Origin of the sequence: Coprococcus eutactus (genome assembly GCF_025149915.1) — a bacterium.
Classification (GTDB): Bacteria; Bacillota; Clostridia; order Lachnospirales; family Lachnospiraceae; genus Coprococcus; species Coprococcus eutactus.
Map to the genome: position 1 here is coordinate 594444 of NZ_CP102278.1, position 19348 is coordinate 613791.

General features: G+C 43.0%; 13 protein-coding genes. All 13 read left to right on the plus strand.

Features of this window, described 5'->3' with window-relative positions:
* Window positions 1-294: 294 nt before the first annotated feature.
* The 13 genes from NQ536_RS02560 (at window position 295) to NQ536_RS02620 (ending at window position 19251) form a co-directional block, all read left to right on the plus strand.
* On the plus strand, window positions 295-4188 hold the full coding sequence (locus NQ536_RS02560) for a leucine-rich repeat protein (protein WP_259805373.1): 3894 nt from the start codon (window positions 295-297) through the stop codon (window positions 4186-4188).
* Window positions 4189-4218: 30 nt separating this feature from the next.
* Window positions 4219-8292: an InlB B-repeat-containing protein gene (locus tag NQ536_RS02565; protein ID WP_004851451.1), complete on the plus strand. Its 4074-nt coding sequence runs from the start codon at window positions 4219-4221 to the stop codon at window positions 8290-8292.
* Window positions 8293-8311: 19 nt separating this feature from the next.
* Window positions 8312-9256, plus strand: coding sequence for an AAA family ATPase (locus NQ536_RS02570; protein ID WP_044998077.1), 945 nt, complete (start codon window positions 8312-8314; stop codon window positions 9254-9256).
* Between the two features lie 23 nt (window positions 9257-9279).
* Entirely contained in the window at window positions 9280-9870 is a 591-nt protein-coding gene (locus NQ536_RS02575) for a hypothetical protein (protein WP_004851447.1), read from the plus strand.
* 3 nt (window positions 9871-9873) lie between these two features.
* A complete protein-coding gene (locus tag NQ536_RS02580; protein ID WP_004851445.1) occupies window positions 9874-12081 on the plus strand; it encodes a transglutaminase-like domain-containing protein in 2208 nt (735 codons plus the stop codon).
* A 13-nt stretch (window positions 12082-12094) separates the two neighbouring features.
* The gene (locus NQ536_RS02585; protein ID WP_044998075.1) at window positions 12095-13144 is read left to right on the plus strand and encodes a DUF58 domain-containing protein; all 1050 of its coding nucleotides are present in this window, start codon (window positions 12095-12097) and stop codon (window positions 13142-13144) included.
* 151 nt (window positions 13145-13295) lie between these two features.
* A complete protein-coding gene (nudC, locus tag NQ536_RS02590) occupies window positions 13296-14171 on the plus strand; it encodes an NAD(+) diphosphatase (protein WP_044998074.1) in 876 nt (291 codons plus the stop codon).
* 287 nt (window positions 14172-14458) lie between these two features.
* Entirely contained in the window at window positions 14459-15160 is a 702-nt protein-coding gene (locus tag NQ536_RS02595) for a YgdI/YgdR family lipoprotein (protein ID WP_004851435.1), read from the plus strand.
* 166 nt (window positions 15161-15326) lie between these two features.
* Window positions 15327-15599: a leucine-rich repeat domain-containing protein gene (locus NQ536_RS02600; RefSeq protein WP_004851433.1), complete on the plus strand. Its 273-nt coding sequence runs from the start codon at window positions 15327-15329 to the stop codon at window positions 15597-15599.
* A gap of 132 nt (window positions 15600-15731) precedes the next feature.
* Window positions 15732-16709: a TAXI family TRAP transporter solute-binding subunit gene (locus tag NQ536_RS02605; RefSeq protein WP_004851431.1), complete on the plus strand. Its 978-nt coding sequence runs from the start codon at window positions 15732-15734 to the stop codon at window positions 16707-16709.
* Window positions 16710-16869: 160 nt separating this feature from the next.
* Entirely contained in the window at window positions 16870-18057 is a 1188-nt protein-coding gene (gltS, locus tag NQ536_RS02610) for a sodium/glutamate symporter (protein ID WP_004851429.1), read from the plus strand.
* 15 nt (window positions 18058-18072) lie between these two features.
* Entirely contained in the window at window positions 18073-18267 is a 195-nt protein-coding gene (locus tag NQ536_RS02615) for a hypothetical protein (RefSeq protein ID WP_004851427.1), read from the plus strand.
* Between the two features lie 126 nt (window positions 18268-18393).
* Window positions 18394-19251 carry a hypothetical protein gene (locus NQ536_RS02620; protein ID WP_004851424.1) on the plus strand — a complete coding sequence of 286 codons (858 nt, stop codon included), beginning with the start codon at window positions 18394-18396 and terminating at the stop codon, window positions 19249-19251.
* The last annotated feature ends 97 nt before the right edge of the window (window positions 19252-19348 follow it).

A 19348-nucleotide genomic window follows, 5' to 3' on the forward strand; every position in this document is an offset into this window, starting at 1 on the left:
TCTATAGAGAGGCACCAATACTCCAATCGTATTGGTGCCTCTCGTTTTAGATTTTCGAAGGTTAAAAATATATTAATATTGCACAAAAAAAGTCTGCTATTTATGACATTGACAATAAACAACAACATGTTGTATCAATAATGGTAAAAGGGAAATTGGGCATATATGTATGTGTTGAAAGTTATACATAAAAGATAAAAAGAGGGGAGAAAACAAAATATGAAGACTACCAGATCTAAAATACTAATATTGACAGGGGTGATTATGTTTGTCCTGTCAATTCTAATATTCAATATGGCACATGTCAGTGCGGCAGATACAGAGGTATACGATACAAAGGATGGAAAATGGATGTACCAGATTGTCAATGCATCAAAAAAAACAGTCAGTCTGGTGGCGTATTGTTCTGATGACAAAAAAGATTTTCCACAGACACTTAATATACCATCATCTGTTGTCTCGGAGAAAGGTGTTAAGTACACTGTGACGGAATTAGGCTATGGTTATGTAGATTATGATGAAGTATATAATGATAATTTATTTGAATATTGCGATGGAGATTATTCTGAGAAAGTAAAAAAAATAGTTATACCCTCATCTGTACAGAAGATAAATCAGGGAATGTTTGGTTATGGTTTGCAGGCAACTGTCGCATTTGCCCAAAACAGTAAATGTACAACCATTGGAGAATATGTATTCAGTGAATCTGATATTACAGAGATCACGATACCTAAACTGGTGAAAAAAATTGACAACTATGCTTTTGAAAATTGTGAAAAACTTAAGAAAGTAAGCTTTGAAAAAGGATCACAGCTTACCAGCATAGGTTGTTATGCATTTAGCAAATGCAATGCTTTGACTTCATTGAAATTGCCTTCAGGTGTTACGACTCTGGGGGAGAGCTTTATAAGTGAATGTGATTCACTTACAACTTTTGAGATACCGGCAGGAATAAAGAATCTGGATATGGCTGCGTTTATAAATTCGACGGCTATCGTAAAGTTTGCTGCAAATTCTACATGTATAAAGATATATAATTCGCTGGGGTATTTTGACGATTCTGCAAATTTAGGTGACTTTGTAATACCTGCATCAGTCAAGGTGATAGACAATAGTTCATTTTACGGTGCAAAGGTTACGTCGGTCAAGTTCGCATCGGGGGCAAATTGCACAGGTATTGGGGGAAGTGCATTTTCCAGTTGCTCTGGACTCACAGCAGTAACGCTGCCGGCAAAGCTGACATCGATCGGTGATGGGGCATTTGAGGACTGTACAAAGCTGAAGAGTATAACGATACCGGCCGGGGTAACAAAGATAGGTGAATATGCTTTTGCTGGATGTAGTTCTCTCACCACAATTACAATGAGTGCAAATTCAAAATTGACTGAAATTCCCGATTACTTTGCACAAAACTGTGGCAAACTTACAGCTTTTACAGTGACAGCATCAATCAAAAAGATTGGTACGGAGGCATTTAGCAGATGTAGATCACTGGCATCAGTAACTTTTTCAGCAAATTCGAAATGTTCAGACATAGGTGACTATGCTTTTGCGGGCTGTTCTGCATTGAAGAGCATCAAATTGCCAGCGTCAGTAACTAAACTGGAATCAGGAGTGTTTATGTCGTGTATAAAACTTACTGAGATCGATATAGAGGCTGATAGTATAGATCTGCCGTATTGCGACACATTTGCAACAAATGCATATAGCTCTGATGAGGGTGCATGGTGGGGACTGTGGAGTGATTTGGGAACATTCAGCGGTAATATATATGTCAACAATGATGATGTAAAATACAGTGTTTCGGATGAACTTTGGGATTATCAATTGACGGATGAACCAGTAGTACCCCAAAGCTGTATTATCATACGAAATTACACAGTTGTTCTGAAAGAGATAGATAAATCACATGGAGTAAAAATAATAGCATCGAAAACAGTTGGTTATAATGAGAAGTTCAAAATATCCGATTTTGCACCAGCTGCTCCGGATGGATATAAGTATGTATGGTCACTACCTAATAGAGGCGGTCTTGTAGATCCGAATGCTGCATTTAGCAGATTATCAAAGAATGGATATTTGTCTATTCTGGGATGGCTCAGTGAATGTACATACACTGTAAAGTACGATGCAAACGGTGGAGCTGGCAAGATGGGCGCGCAGGAGGAAATCAAGTACTCTTCAGATCTGACACTTAGAACAAATGCATTCTCAAGACGGGGATACGTGTTTGGTGGTTGGAATACCAGTGCTGATGGAACAGGTAAAGCTTACGCTGACGGTGCATCTGTAAGTAAAATTACGAACAATGATGAGATCGTCCTGTATGCACAGTGGAAGAAGATAGAGAGTTTTGCATATTACCTGCCATATTCTATAAAAAATGGAAAGTTTGTATGCAACGATTATTCCCATACAGTGTACAGTGGAAATGTCGAAAGCGTAATGGATTATGATCAGGCAGCAGCTGCTGCATCGTCTGTGGGTGGAAAGACTGTGACTGATGAACTGACATACATATATATGGATGGTGAGAATAAGGAACAGACCATAACCAAGAAATGGTCTGACATAGCTGCATTTGAAGGTTGGAATACGACAGATCAGACTGATGGCAGAGTGTCATTCAGATATCCAGGCACAGCAACAGAGAGTACTTATAGAAGCGGTCAGAATATAACGATAGGGGCTTCTGTGGCACTTGTCCCTAATATAGTATATAAGAAGCTCACGATAAGCTTTGACGGCGGACAGGCAGAGGAAGATATGGTGGATGTTGTGAGTGAGCATGGACAGCTGGCAAGCGAGTCTCTGCAGAACAAGCTGAACAGGGATGGGTATGAATTTGCAGGCTGGACGGTCGCACAGATGACATCAGGAGTGAATGAGAGCGTGCTGATACCGGCGGTGGATCTGAACCGTGGTGGGCAGCTTGACGAGTCGGATGTCTATGCGCTGTACATGTTTGCGGACAGCAATCTGCATGTGACTTTGAAGCCGGTTTGGAGCAGACTGGAAACTTATATGATCCAGTTTAAGGCTAACGGCGGAAGTGGCTCTATGAAACAAATAACATATATATGTGGTGAAAAGAGAAAATTACCAGAATGTACATTTTACCGAAAGGGTTATATATTTGCAGGCTGGTCGGTGGATAGAATCGGACCGGTAAGCTACGGGGATGGCTCAGTTATAAGCCGTACAGCAGAAGAAGGCGATGTGCAGCTGTTTGCGGTGTGGAACAAGCTCAACTACACACTGGTATATGATGCAAACGGCGGAGACGGATACATGCCAAATCAGACAGTTGAAAGTCAGTCGAGGCACACTCTTAAGACTGTGGGATATGTAAAGGAAGGTGCTGAGTTCCTGGAATGGAATACCAGGGCTGATGGTTCTGGAACAGCATATCCTGATGGCGGCACTATGATACATGCAGCCCTGGCCGAGGGAGAGACGATGACTCTGTATGCGATATGGAATCCTAACATAGTAATGCTGTCATTCAATGCAAATGGAGGATTGGTAAGCAGAGCATCCAAACAGGTACAGTATGGGGAGCCGTGTGGAACACTTCCGACACCAAAGAGGACGGGCTATACCTTCAGCGGATGGTTCACAAGAAGGAATGGAGGCAGTCAGTATACAGCAGATACGATCGTAGATGTGGACAGCGATATCGTACTGTACGCGAGATGGGAGTCACAGAAGTATAAGGTGTCATTCAATGCAAACGGAGGAAAATTGAGTGGTGTCAGCACGATTGAGGTCACATCAGGAAAGTCGATTGGTCAGCTTCCAGGTGCAGCTCGAAAGGGATATGCATTTGACGGATGGTACACTTCAAGTGAAGGCGGAATTAAAGTAAATACGGTATACAAGGTGACTGGAAATGTCACATTGTTTGCCCACTGGAAGCTTACGACCAAGAAGATAAGGATAGTTATGAATGTGGCAAAGATAGCTGGGGCAAAGGGATATGAGCTTCAGTATTCCACATCTGCCGGATTTGGCGGGGCCGTGACTCTCACGGACAGGATGACAAATGCAGGAAGTTATTCAAGAGAGGTAGGTAATCTGAAAGCAGGAACGACATACTACTTCAGAGTCAGATCATATGCTGTCAAGAGAGGCAAGAAGGTATATGGATCCTGGAGCGCTGTTCAGAGAAAGACCACGTCAAAATAAATGATATAAAGGGAAAAGGGAGGAAACATTATGTTAAAGAAGATGAGAGTATGGCTGATGTTGGTGTGTGCATTTATAATGGCTGCGACAGTCGTAAGCAGTGTATCGTTTAAGTCAGATGCTGCGACTACGATACAATACACCGTCAAGGATGAGCTCAGTAGTGATGAAGCGTGGAGAATATGGGTACAGAAGGACGATGGTAAATGTATCATAAGACCTGTGACAACATCAACGATAACAGGTGTCAATTCAGGTGCGGTGGTTATCCCAACTAAAGTAACAGTTAAAAAGACCAAAAAGAGTTACACAGTCAACACGATAGGAAACAGTGCATATAAGGGAAACACAAAGATCACATCGGTCAACTTCAAGAACGCAACAGGACTTGTATCTATAAGAGAGAATGCATTCAGTGGATGTACAGGTTTGAAAAGAATATACAACCTGAACTACGCAACGGGGCTTATAACAATATCAGCTGGGGCATTCCAGGGGGATACAGCACTCACGAGTGAAAATACAGGAGGACTTGCACTTCCAGCAGGGCTTAAGACAATAGGCGCAAATGCTTTTAATGGATGTAAGAATATCAAATGTATAAATTCAGTCAGAACAAAAAATCTTACGGCAATAGGAACAGACGCATTTAAGGGTGTAAATTCAAAGTGTGTGACATATGTCGATAGTACAACACGCAAAACTTTATATACAGGAAAGGTTCCTGGAACAGTTATAGTTTATTACTATAAGATAATTTATAACAGCAATGATGGACAAAAAGATACATATACAGAAAATTTGACATATCAGACAAATAACGATAATTATTCCTGGAGTTTTATACATGATGCATCCATATTTAGCCGCAAAGGATATACTTTCCAGAACTGGAATACAAAGGCAGATGGAACAGGAACTATATATAAGCCTGATCAGGAAGTGGCCAACCTGACAAAAACAGGAACCTTCAATCTCTATGCGATATGGAAGAAAAATACATATAAGGTGCACTTTGTGAAGAATGAGCCGAAAAAATTCGACACTCTGGAGAGTTTCACGGTATCTGGAACAATGGCGGACACATCATGTACATATGATGTCTCAAAGGCAATTCCGGCAAATTCATATACGTGTACAGGTTTCGTATTTGATGGCTGGTACAAGAATGCTGATTGTACAGGAAGTGCAGTCACAAGCCTGTATAATCTGATCCCTGTAAATGGAGGTACAGTTAATCTGTATGCCAAGTGGACCCCGATATACTATCAGGTAAAGTTTGACTCAAATGGGTCAGGTGATCGCCCTGAGAGTTATAAAGTGTATTACAACTATTCGTTCAGCCTGCCAAAAGATATATTTGACAAAAAGGGATATAATTTCAAAGGATGGTCAGATACACAAACGGGCAGCGTCAAGTATAAGAGTGGACAGTCAGTCAGCAATCTGTGCAGTACTAATGACGGAGTAGTAACACTCTATGCAGTGTGGGAACCGATAAGTTATACTGTAACATTTGTAAAGCCGATACTGATGGAGAACCGTGACGAAAATATCCAGACGGCAGTGTCTGGCGAGGTAGACAATGTCAGTGCAACGTATGATGTCAGGACAGAACTCCCAGCGGGGTATACATGTAAGGGATATACATTTAAAGGCTGGAAGACGGAAGTCGGTGATAAAGTAGAAAGTATATATAACCTCACAGATAACGACTATGAAATAGTAAAGCTCTATGCGGATATGAGCCCTGTTGAGTACTCAGTCAGACTTGATAAAAATGAAGGAGAACTGAAGGACGGAACGGCCGAGTATGAACCTTTTAAGATGCTCTATTCGTATTCATATGCCATAGATGGTGACAGATATCAGAGGACAGGATATGTACTCAGCGGATGGTCAACGGAGAAGGATGGCGCAGTCCAGTACAAGACTACAGACAAAGTAGTGAATCTGAGAGATACTGAAGGTGAGGTTACACTATATGCAAAGTGGCAGCCAATCACATACACGGTGGTTTTTGATTCAAATACTGAGGATCCGGACAGTGTAGATGGGTACAAGGATTCTGTAAAGTTTACATATGATGTGGCAAAGAAACTTGGAAATTGCGGCTTTGAGCATAAGGGATATGTGTTCACAGGATGGAACACAGAGCGCGATGGAAGCGGAACGGCATTTACAAACAACCAGATAGTAACCAATCTCAGCACCGAGGATAAAGCGGTTATCACTTTATATGCACAGTGGAGGCCGATAAAGTACACGGTAGTATTTGATCTTGGAATAGGTGGAGAGGGCACAGCCCCTGACAGTATAGAGTGTACATTTGGTGAAAGCTTTAATATGCCGGAAGAAGATACGGACAAGATGACAAAACCGGGATACAGGCTTGACGGCTGGTGTACCAATATGAACGGAATTGAAGATGAGGACACGGACAAGATATTTGATCTAGGACAGGAATGCAGTGAACCGCTCACATATAATGACGGAGAAGAGGTTACACTGTATGCACAGTGGAAATCAGAGAAGTTCAAGCTGAGATATGTCACAGGCACCGAGGAGGTCATAGCAGACAGCAGAGTGACATCAACCAATTCCAGAACGGGCGTGCTGACACCGGAGGCAGAGGAATCGTACAAGAGTGGATACGAGTTTGCAGGATGGAACACAAAGGAGGACGGAACAGGTATTACGGTAGGAGATAGCTTCAGACCTCTGAACAATACAGCGGCTCTCCGCGGCGGTACAGTGGATGAGGGAGACAGTTACACAATAATAGTTACACTGTATGCACAGTGGGCACCAAAGTCCTACGAGGTGAATATCACGCTGTCCTGTCCTGGCTATAAGACGGGAAGCCTGGCAACCAATACCCCATTAAAGTACACTTTTAAGTATGGGCAGAAATTTGCATCGAAACTTCCAACTCCGACACTTAAAGGATACGATTTCCTTGGATGGGCAACCTCAGACAACAAACTTATAACAGCAGACTCAGAATATAAATATACAGACGATATAGAGGTTCACCCGGTATGGAAGATAAAGCAGTTCGCAGTGGTGTTTGACTGTAGTGGAGCAAGAATTAGTGGCAAAAATACATACACAAAAATCTATAATTATAATGAAAAAATAGGCAATATAGTACCTGTTTTGACGACTGCACAGAAAAATGCGAATAAAAAATTTATTGGATGGTATTACGTTAAAAACGTTAATGGCAGGCAGGAAAAAAAATATATTACAAAAGACTCCAAAGTAACTTTTTTGGTTACCCTGAAGGCAGATATCAGCAGACCTACATATAAAGTGACCTATAATCTTAATTACAAGAGGAATAATAGAGTAGTTAAAGGATATGAGAATGTGCTGTATAACCAGACACTGGGAGAACTGGGAGCCGGAAGTATATACAACAGGTGTAGGAAGAGAACAGGATATCTGTTTGGTGGCTGGTATTACAAGAGTGGCAACAGGTGGATAAAGGTAGGAAACAATACACGTATAGAGGGCAGTGTTACACTTACTGCAAAATGGATCAAGCCAGCAGTTGTGAAAAAAGCGACAAAGATCGATAATAAGAAAAAGATCATGATTGTGTCATGGAAGGAAGATACAAGTTTTATCGGATACCAGTATAAGGCAGCACTATCAGAGCGTGGTCTTAAGGGTGCTAGTATATATACGGTAAATAAAAAGTCAGGGAAAAAACTTGGAAATTGGTTGCAAGTGTCAACTAGTCAGAAATTTGTAGTTGTACAGGTACGGGCTATATATAAAGATTCAAATGGAAAAAAGGCATATTCTGCGTGGGCAACATTTCGTGACGTGGGATGTACCAGGGTGTCAGCGACATTTGACCCTAATGGTGGAAAGATAGGTGGCACACGGGAGGCAAGAAAAGTCACTTTTATAAAGACCAAACCGCTTATAACCAGTTCCAATTTTCTAACTGGTAAGTTATATACACCGACAAGAAAAGGATATACATTTAAGGGCTGGTATTATATAAAGGGCGGCAGATGGACAAAGGCGACAATAAATACCAGTCTTGCACCAAATACCAGAGTATGTGCAAAGTGGCAGAAAAACAAATAGCATACAGGAGACAAAGATAATGAATCAGCAGATACAGCAGCTTATAATCGAAATAAAGAAAGCAATAAAGGGTAAAGATGAGGTCATATGTAAGGTGATAATGGTAATACTTGCATCTGGACATATATTACTGGAGGATAATCCAGGACTTGGCAAGACGACACTTGCCAAATCACTTGCCAAGGCGATGTGCCTTGGCGAGGATCGTATCCAGTTTACCCCGGATACAATGCCGAGTGATATAGTTGGATATTCCATACTTAACAAGGAGACAAATAAAATGCAGTTCACCAAAGGTCCTGTATTTACGAACCTTCTTCTTGCCGATGAGATCAACAGAACATCAAGCAAGACACAGGCGGCTCTTCTTGAGGCTATGGCGGAGGGCACGGTTACAGCGGAGGGAAACACATACAAGCTCCCTAATCCGTTTATCACCATCGCAACGCAGAATCCTATCACGTCAGGCGGTACACAGGCACTACCTGACTCACAGCTTGACAGATTTATGGTAAAACTTAGCATGGGATATCCAGATGTACAGAGTCAGATGGCAATGATACTCGAGGATCACGGAGGTAATCCTATAGATCAGATAGTTCCTGTTATGAATCTGGAACAGCTTGTGGCCATGAGAACACAGGTTGCGCAGACATATATATCACAGGAGGTTGCTGAGTACATATCTCTTCTTGTAGATGCAACAAGACATCACGATAAGATTGAGTGCGGAATAAGTCCAAGAGGAACAAAAGCATTTGCCAATCTTGCAAAGGCGTGTGCATATATGAACGGAAGAAATTATGTCATCCCAAATGATGTGTCTGCCGTTATATATGATGTGTTCATGCACAGGCTGGTACTTACACCATCTGCCCGAAGAGAGAAAAATGCGGCAGAGAATATAGTTAAGGGCATTGTAGGACAGATAAAACCTCCTGCAGTAAACGGAGCGAGAAAATAGGTCTTATGTGAGGAGAATATGTGATGAGAAAGAAAATATATGGAATCCTTGTGGCGGGACTCATACTTTCGATGGCAGCGACCGGATGTACGAGACAGAAGTCAAAATTCACAATGAGAGATAATCAAAATACGGAAGAGCGAATGAACGACCAGAAGTTTGCGGATATGGCAGACAAAGATGCCGAGGATTCAGAGGAAGATTCAGGCGATAAGACTGAGGAGGAGACAACGGAAGCTACGACGGAGGCGACAACTCAGGCTACGACGGAGGCTACAACGGAGGCAACCACTGAGGCTACTACAGAGGCAACCACTGAGGCTCAGACTGAGGCTCAAACAGAGCAGCCATCTACGGAGCAGCAGGTCGATCCGTCTGATATCACAGTTGGTGAAGAACCAGACGATAGCAGTGATGATCCGGGAGCCGGAATAACGGTTGGCGACGGAGATGGTGATGACGGTGGTTCAGGCTCCGGTGGCAAAGGAACCGGCGGTAATGGCGGATCGGGCTCCGGTGGAAGCGGTGGCAAAGGCGGTAAAGGCACCGGAATCGGCGGCGATGATGACGAGCCGGGACAGGTCGACATTATAAGTATAGATGAAGTGGAGTAACTTATGGGAAATGAGATCTCAATAGACATAAGCGGAATCAAAGCTTCTTCTAGGAATACGTGGATACTCAGGGGATTTATAACATTCTGTGCAGTATTAAGTCTGGTGATGGGTATCTCTTCCGGGTTCAAGCTTGGCACAGGCGTAACTGCGGTTTTGCCCGGTGCACTTATAGGCGGCTTTTTGTTCCAGTTTTTGCTTAGAAAAAAGAAATCTGCGATCATCGGCTATGTGGCATTTCTGGTGGCTGCTACAGCGGCTGGTATTGCAATGATGAATCAGGTCGGGAATGGATTTGCAAAGCTTGCAAACGATGTTCTGACGACAGTAAATAAAAATATGGCTATGGCCAATCTGATGTTTGTTGTGGATGAGAGTACTGCAAAAACTGATGAGCTGATAACTATGATACTGCTCTCATTTGTCTCTGCTGCGGTTATGGCACTCATTATCCGGGCAAGACTCAATCTGCTTGCATCAGTGCTGGTATTTTTGGCAGTCACACTGCCGATGATATACAAGGGTGACGGTAGTGCTGTATGGCTTATGCTTGGGCTTGTCAGCGTGGTACTCATAATGTATGTAGGCAATGTCCACGGCAACATCACAGCGGATATGTATGTCCATCTTGGAATATGTATGGCGGTGATAGCGGGACTGACCATGGCAGTATATATGTTTATGGCATACAGTCCGCTTCAGGTAGTTGATGACATCAAGACCAATATGCAGTATCACGGCGAGAATGTCATATACGGTAAAAGCGATTATCCTGAGGGAAAGTTTTCCAGATATGATGACACTATCATAACCGGAGAGGAGAGATTGCAGATCAGGATGTCCCAGCCAAAACAGATGTATATGAGAGGCTTTGTTGGCTCAAAGTACACAGAGGATGGATGGGAGGACAGTGATCTCAAGATATATGGCGGTGATTATGAGGGAGTATTTGAGTGGTTTTCAAGTAATGACTATTCGCCGCTGGCAAATCTGTCAGCATATGTTACACAGTCAGCGGAAAATGGCGGTGAGGCTGCTGATAACAGTATCTATGTGGAGATATCCAACATCTCAGCAAGGAGAAAGTATCAGTATGTACCGGAGTGTGTGACATACAGTTCTTTGGAAAATCTGTATGCACCGAAGAACGATGTGAATTTCAGATCCCAGGGACTTGGCCGAGAGACGGATTATTTCTTTGATATGGTGGATGTCATAAATAATGATTACAAAGCTATATATGGAGAAAAGTGGTATCAGGATCAGACCGGTGACAAGATATTCCATGACAGCGAGAATGTATATGGTACATTTGCAAGAAAATATTACGAGGATATTCCGGATGACATGAGGGAATATTTTGACAGCCATGTGCCGAATGCGGGGCAGAAGATGAATCCGTTTGATGCCATAAAAGTTGTCCGTGATTATATGGCAGGTCAAATGTCATACAGAAATGACGCGGATGAGTATACAGGTGATGAGGATTTTGTCATCGAGATGCTGGATGGGCATAAAGCAGGATATTCAGCGCATTTTGCCACGGTGGCAACCATGCTTTTCAGATACTACGGTATTCCGGCAAGGTATGTCGAAGGCTATCTGGTAAATCCTGTTGCAGGATCAGATGTAATATCCGTTACGGATGAAGATTCCCATGCATGGGTAGAGATATATGCGGGAGGTCTGGGATTTATCCCGATAGAGGTAACGCCAGGATATTACTCTGAGGACGATGATACAGGAAAGGGCAACACAGACAGTGGAACAACACCTCAGACGATACCGCCAGAACCGGAAGATCAGCAGGAAGATAACGGCGGTGGTGGAGGCTCCATGGAGACTGTTCTGCTTATAGGATATATCATACTTGGACTGATAGCATTGTTTATAGTAGTTCTCATAATCAGAAGAATAGTATGTGCGATAGTGAGAAGAAAGAGAATGAATGATCCAGACAACGAAAAGTCCATTGCGGCATCTGGTGATTATATGGCTGCCCTGATGGCTTACCAGAAGAAGAAACTGGAGGACAACATAAGTCCGCAGCTGCTTGATCTGCTTCGGAGATACAAGTTCAGCAGATATATTCCAACGGCGGATGATGCAAAGTTTGTAAGGGAGTCAGCTTTGGAGATGAAGAAAAATGTAGTTCACGAGGAGAATATACTGAGCAGGATCAAAATGGGATTCTGGAATGCAATTAGGTAGGAGAGGTATAAATATGAAAGCAAAAATTGAATATGCCATAATAGTTATACTGCTCCTGCTAGTGTATATATGGACCAATAACCTGTATACCCTGTGGATCGCAGCTGCGGTTATCGGAGCTTGGATCATAGCTGCAGTTATCAATCTGTTCGTGGCAAAAAAGGTAAAGATAAGTTTTACAATATTGAATGAACTGTCGGAGGACAGACAGCTCCAGCTGTGTGTAGAGAACAGCTCCATATTCCCGGCATCCCATGTCAGAGTTGTATTTGGCTGTCAGAATGTGGTATTTGCCTCGGATTGCAATGCCACAGTGGACTGCTCTGTTGGCGGAAAGAAGACAAGCACATATGAGGTTCCTATAGGAAGCAAATATTGCGGAAGAATCAATATAGACATATTTGGCATAAAAGTTTATGATTGGCTTGGTATAACTGCAAAGAAACTCAGACCCCATGGCGACTGTTATTTTTATCAGTACCCGGATGAGTCGGATGAGGTGCTTCAGGAGTTCGAGGGAAATAAGTCGAGTGACAGTGATGTGAATTATAAGCATGTCAAAGGAAATGATGTGTCGGAGATACTTCAGATACGAAAGTATGTGGTGGGTGACAGCATCAAGCAGATCCACTGGAAGATGTCTGCAAAGTTCGATGACATAATGGTGAAAGAATTTGACAGGCCAAATGATATGTCAACAATGCTTGCATTTGATTATGCTTCGTCAAATGACAAGGAGGAGAACAAGAAGATTATAGAGGCTGTGGCGACCATCAGTAAGGAGCTTCAGCAGAGTGCCACAGGCCATACGGTATACAGAATGGATACGGCAAAGACAAAGGTTGTTCACCGAGATGTCTTCGAGTACACGGAGTACGATGTAATGCTTCAGGAGCTGTTGGGTACAGTGGCGAATGGTGGAGAATACAGTGTTGTTGATCATATTATAAGACACAACACCATAGAACGCTTTGCAAAGGTTATATATATTACGAGTGCAAGGGACAGGAGCAGAGCGGCAGAACTTGACAGTCAGGAGAAATGTCTGGTCATAGCAGTATGATATGGGATATAGTCTATTGTCAATTCCAGGGATTGTATGTATAATCTTAGTTGCATTATATGTTCTGATGATACTTATGTGCACAGCTTTGTACAGCTCACTTGCAAAGCGTATGAAGAAGAAATATTAGTATGCAATGGAGAATGCAGACATGATACAGGATATAGAACCACAGAGGTTTAATAATCAATATAGTAACAGGAGAGAACCAGAGGATCACGATATGGTTCTCTCTTTTTCTGAAAAAATGATATTGGCAAAGGTGATGGTCGATGAGAACCGGCTGGTGTTTATGACGTACGGAGAACTGAAGAAAATAACTGGATGCGATAGGGAAATAGGGAATCTGGTTTATCTCTTTTCAATAGATGATACCGCATATTTTCTGTGGAATGGAGATAACCGACTGACAGCGCCGGGATATGATTACCGAAGCATGTATAAGACAAGGGCTTGCCATCCGAAGACTGCGGTTCTTGCGGCGGCGACAGGCTGGCATCTGTCGCTTTGGTACAGGACCAACAGGTTCTGTGGTGCCTGTGGAGAGAGAACTGTTCATGATGAGAAAGAGAGGATGCTCAGATGTCCGTCCTGTGGCAGGCTGATATTTCCTGTCATAGCTCCTGCTGTCATAGTGGGCGTGATCGACGGCGACAGGATCATACTTACCACATATGCGGGCAGGGAGTACAAGAGATATGCCCTGATAGCGGGATTTACCGAGATAGGGGAGAGCGCTGAGCAGACCGTCAGACGGGAGGTCATGGAGGAGGTCGGCATCAGCGTTAAGAATATCACTTATTACAAGTCACAGCCATGGGGCTATGACAGCAATCTTCTCATGGGTTATTTCTGTCAGGCAGACATACCGGAGGGCGGTGACGGGCATCTGACCATAGACAGACAGGAGCTTGCAACCGGAGAGTGGGTGAACCGTGATGATATTCCAGACTATCCGGAGCACCTGAGTCTCACACATGAGATGATGGTATACTTTAAAGAGCACGGACAGGAAGTGTTTAAGTGACAAGTAGAGCTAAGATGTAATATCCATTGAATATACGGACTGGTGGTCATTGTCGTTTTCAAGTTACACACGGAGTTAAGATCGCTGTTTATTGCAGGACTCACTACAAATACCCTACGGACAGAAAAAAGATTATTTAAGTTTTAAACGGTTGTGTAAATGTATGGAGTTATTGTATTATAGACAAATCGAGGATATGGATACTTGAGAAAAATATGGGAGAATGTTTCTTTATATAATAAGACATTAAAAATGGGCTTATATCGAGAAAAAAGGGTAAATGGAATATGAAAAAGACAGGAATTGTGATATGTGTGCTTGCGGCACTGGTGGGACTTGCGGGATGTTCATCAGTGGTAAGCAGTGATAAAACAGATAGAACCAAATCGGGCATAGAGAGTCAAGGAAAGTTCAAGGTCAATACACCGGATGAGGAGTGGTTCAAGGAGACTGCCCTAGATGTGGCGGCTTCGGTGAACGAACTTGCAAATGATGAAGCTTATATAAAGATAATGGGCGGAAGTGACGAGGTTGCTGAAGCCGCAAGTGACTGGGGTGATAATATAGCCGACACAAGTGGCAAGATTGCAGTTGTGATAATCTCGGATAAAGCAGCAGAATTCATTATGGGGCAGACTGATGGTGAAACGTCCCTATCCGATACGGCCAGAGACCGTGTTGAAAAAAATGCGTGCTTGGCATTTGGAAATTATGTGACCGCCAGCGCTGGGGGAGCGAGTGCATTGGCGGCCTCATCAATACTTAGGTATGATCAGGCGTATGTAGTAAGTGAACCGGTGCTGGATCAGGTGTGGGTGATCCCAGCTGGGGAGGAATGTGCACTGTGGATAGCCTATAGTAACTGTGGTGACGGAATAGTGAGCGTCAGTGGAAGTTACATGGCACTCCCTGATGGTCAGACTGTGGAGGAGGCTGCGGATTCACTGTTCAGCACGTGGGGGTTAGAAGTAGAGGTGCACGAGTGGTAAAGTCACTTTGATATATGTGTTTTAAATAAACGGCGGAGACAATGACTCCGCCGTTTATTTTGTTTATATTCCGGAGTGCTCCGGCATTTGCAAGAAAATAAAATATGATAAAAATAATAAGCAGCAATACGGAGTTGACTTTTAAGTTTACTTATATACAATAGAAATGTGTATTTTTAGGCTGAAAATTTATATAAAGGGAGATTTATCAAAGAAAGAGCGGAATAATGCAGCATTAATAAGTGCAAAATATTGGAAGATCAGCAGTTTTAAGGGAATTAAGTATTTCCCTAATCTTAAGTATCTTGATTGTGGACACAATAATCTCACATCACTAGATCTTTCGGGAAACAAGAAACTGGAAAAACTCAACTGTGATTATAATAAGCTTACATCACTTGACTTGTCAAAGAATACGAAGCTGAAGGAGCTCTTATGATGTACATGGTATATGGACGGCGATAATAAAGGGCGATAAGCCCTTTATTTCGTGTTATACGCGATTGTTGTATGGTGGTGGTAATAGCGAAGAGAAAGATCTTTCGCCAAGTCACATAAGGAGGAAAATAAAATGAAACTGAAAAAGATAAAAAGATTGGCTGCAGCGGGGGCAGCCATGCTGATGACGCTCTCCCTTGCCGGGTGTGGAGCGGGCAGCAGATCCGTGAAGCTTGGTGCAGCGGGAGTTGGCGGTGGGTATTATGCCTTCTCAAATGCATTTGCACAGATGGCAGTGGCAGCGGACGAAGATCTTGAATTTGAAGTAAAGGCGACTGCGGGATCTACAGCGAATATAAGACTCCTGTCAGATGGGTATATTGATATGGCTATAGCACAGGCAGATCTGGTGGATGCAGCCTACAATGGAACAGGGGTCACAGATAAGAAGCGGTATCGTGGTTACTCGGCGGTTGCCAGTCTGTACACTGAGGCGTGTCAGATCGTGGTGAGGGCTGACTCAGGCATAGACAGCCTGGATGATCTTCAGGGCAAGAAAGTTTCCGTTGGCGAGGAAGAATCAGGAACCCAGAGAAATGCAGAGCAGATACTTAAGATGACAGGTCTTGTGGAATCCCTTGTAGACACAGTAAATCTCGACTATGTGGACGCGGCAAATGAACTCAAATCAGGCCAGATAGATGCATTCTTTTGTACAGCAGGTATACAGACTTCAGTGATCGAGGAGCTGTCTAAAGAGTGCGATGTGAAGCTTATCGGAATAGATGATAAGTGCAGGGATAGACTAAAATCCGTGTATGGCTTCTATACGGATTACACCATACCGGCGGGAACATACGAAGGCCAGGATCAGGACGTTGAGACTCTTGGGGTCAGAGCGGTGCTTCTTGCAAGAGACGATATGGATGAGGAAATAGTGGAGGAGCTCACAGGACTTCTCTTTGAACATTCGCAGGATATACAGTATTCCATACCACTCACTTTCCAGATCGATGAGAGTGAGGCTGTGAAGAACGTGACCATTCCATTTCATGATGGTGCGAAAGCTTATTATCAGAAAAAAGGAATAGAGATCCCGGCTGAACAGTAGTTGTCAGCTGATGATAATAAATATACTGAATGCGGAAAAGAATATATGCAGATGATATTGGGTGAAATGGTATCGCCCCTTCGCTTGCGCTCAGCGGCTACTCGGGTATCTGATCACGGATGTCTGCATGTGTATATAATATAGATAAGAGAGGTCTTACATGGAGATACAGATAGATATGTATCAGACACTGGCGGTGTCAGTTCTGGTACTTATATTGGGACAGTTTTTGAAGAAAAGAATTAATTTTCTGGAGAAATTCTGCATACCGGCGCCGGTCATAGGAGGTCTGCTTTTCGCAGTCCTGACTTGTGTGTGTTACAGTCTTGGCATAGCAGAATTTACATTTGACGACACGCTGAGAGAGGTGTGCATGGTATTCTTCTTCACATCAGTTGGATTCCAGGCAAATCTTAAGGTGTTGAAGAGCGGAGGAAAATCGTTGTTCATATTCCTTGGATTGGTTGTGGTGCTCATAGTGTTTCAGAATTTCTTGGCACTCGGGGTGAGTAAGCTGCTGCACCTTGATCCGCTTGTTGGCTTGTGTACAGGTTCCATTCCTATGGTAGGTGGTCATGGAACTGCAGGAGCGTTTGGCCCGGTGCTGGAGGATTTTGATGTCAAGGGGGCAACCACTATATGCACGGCTGCGGCAACATTTGGACTCATCGCAGGAAGTCTTATAGGTGGACCTATTGGCAAGAGACTCATAGATAGGAAGAAGCTTCTGGACACTGCAGTTGCCGAGGATGACAGTATACTGGTCGAGGATGAGAAGAAGCATGAACGCCATACAAATATGTATGCGGCAGCAGTGTTCCAGCTCATCATAGCAGTAGGAATAGGAACCATCATATCGGAGCTTCTCACAAAGACAGGACTTACATTTCCTATATATATAGGTGCGATGATCGCAGCTGCGGTCATCAGAAATATCGGAGAGTATTCAGGTAAGTTTGATATTTATATGGGTGAGATCAACAACCTTGGTGGTATCTGCCTGTCACTGTTCCTCGGAATGGCGATGATAACCCTGAAGCTGTGGCAGCTTGCAGAGCTTGCACTTCCGCTTATCATACTGCTCTCGGCGCAGCTTATACTCATGATATTGTTCACATATTTTGTTGTGTTCAACGTGATGGGCAGGGATTACGATGCGGCGGTTCTGTCCGCCGGAACATGCGGATTCGGTATGGGAGCAACGCCAAATGCCATGGCGAACATGCAGGCTATATGCGACCGTTACGTTCCTTCGGTCAAGGCGTATCTGATAATCCCACTTATAGGAAGTTTATTTGCTGACTTCCTGAACAGCCTGGTAATTACATTTTTCATAAACATACTTTAGGGGGTATAACCAACTATGAGAGAAAAAAATAAAGAACAGCATAAAAAGCATCACAGATTCAACATGTCATTTGACAATCTGGCGATCCCTGAGGTGAACACAAAGAGCCATGATGACAATGAGGATAATGTGGGTGAGGATGACTCGTCTGTGACATATGACACGGTGGCAATCCCGGAGATCCACATAAGGAAAAAGAAAGACAAATAGTGATTAAAATCGTCCGGTTGTGTTAGAATACAGTCGGGCGATTTTGTATTGAGATTATTTTATTATTGACAGGTTAATCGATATTGCTGCGAAATTGACTTGTTATTGGATACATGGGGGTTGTATATGGGTGACAACAGGGTGAAAAACGAGAATCTGATCCTGGATTTTACACATGTATACTGTGACGAGTATATAAAGGATATAGACAGGTTCAGATATATGGACTGCTCGGACATAGAAGAGACAGATATGTATTGTTCAAAAAATGCATATGAAAAAATATGGGGCAGAATAGAGCCGTACGGAATTCAGGGTATACATTATATTGATTCAGGAAATTATCATTATATTTCAAAGATAATAACGGATCATATAACCGAACCGTTTGGGCTGGTTATGTATGATCATCATACAGACATGCAGATACCGATGGTTCCAGAAATGATGAGCTGCGGAGATTGGGCGGGACAGGCTTTGAGTCAGAATAAAAACCTCAGGCAGCTTGTGATAGTGGGACCGCCGGAGTCAGATATAGAGCAGACTTTGGAAAGTTATAGTGGGAGTCAGAGCGGAAGATTGTTGACATTTTCCGCCGAAGACCTGCATGGTGATCTGCCTAAGAATAAGCTGAAACTTATTAGAACAGATCTGCCTCTGTATATATCTATAGACAAAGATGTCCTCGGAACAGAGTACACGGAGACGAACTGGAGTCAGGGGGATATGTCAATCGATGGACTTGAACGCCTGCTTAGTGTATTTCTTGGCGGTCAGGGTGAAGAAAAAAATTCTGACGCTTGTCGTGATGATGAAAGAAATGCCGGTGATATAAGACATTCAAGAATATTGGGTATTGATATATGCGGAGAGATTCAGACGGATATTTCGGTGCCTGAGTATCTTGAGGCGGAGGAGAAGAATGAGAAGGTCAATATCGAGCTGTTTCGGTTTATATCGGAGCATGTGAAGAAATTCAGATAGTATTAGATATAATAGTTGTATACAATTATGAGTCCGATTAGAAAAATGTAGAAAATGGAAAACTAACAACGAGAAAATTAGAAAGCGTAAGGTGAAA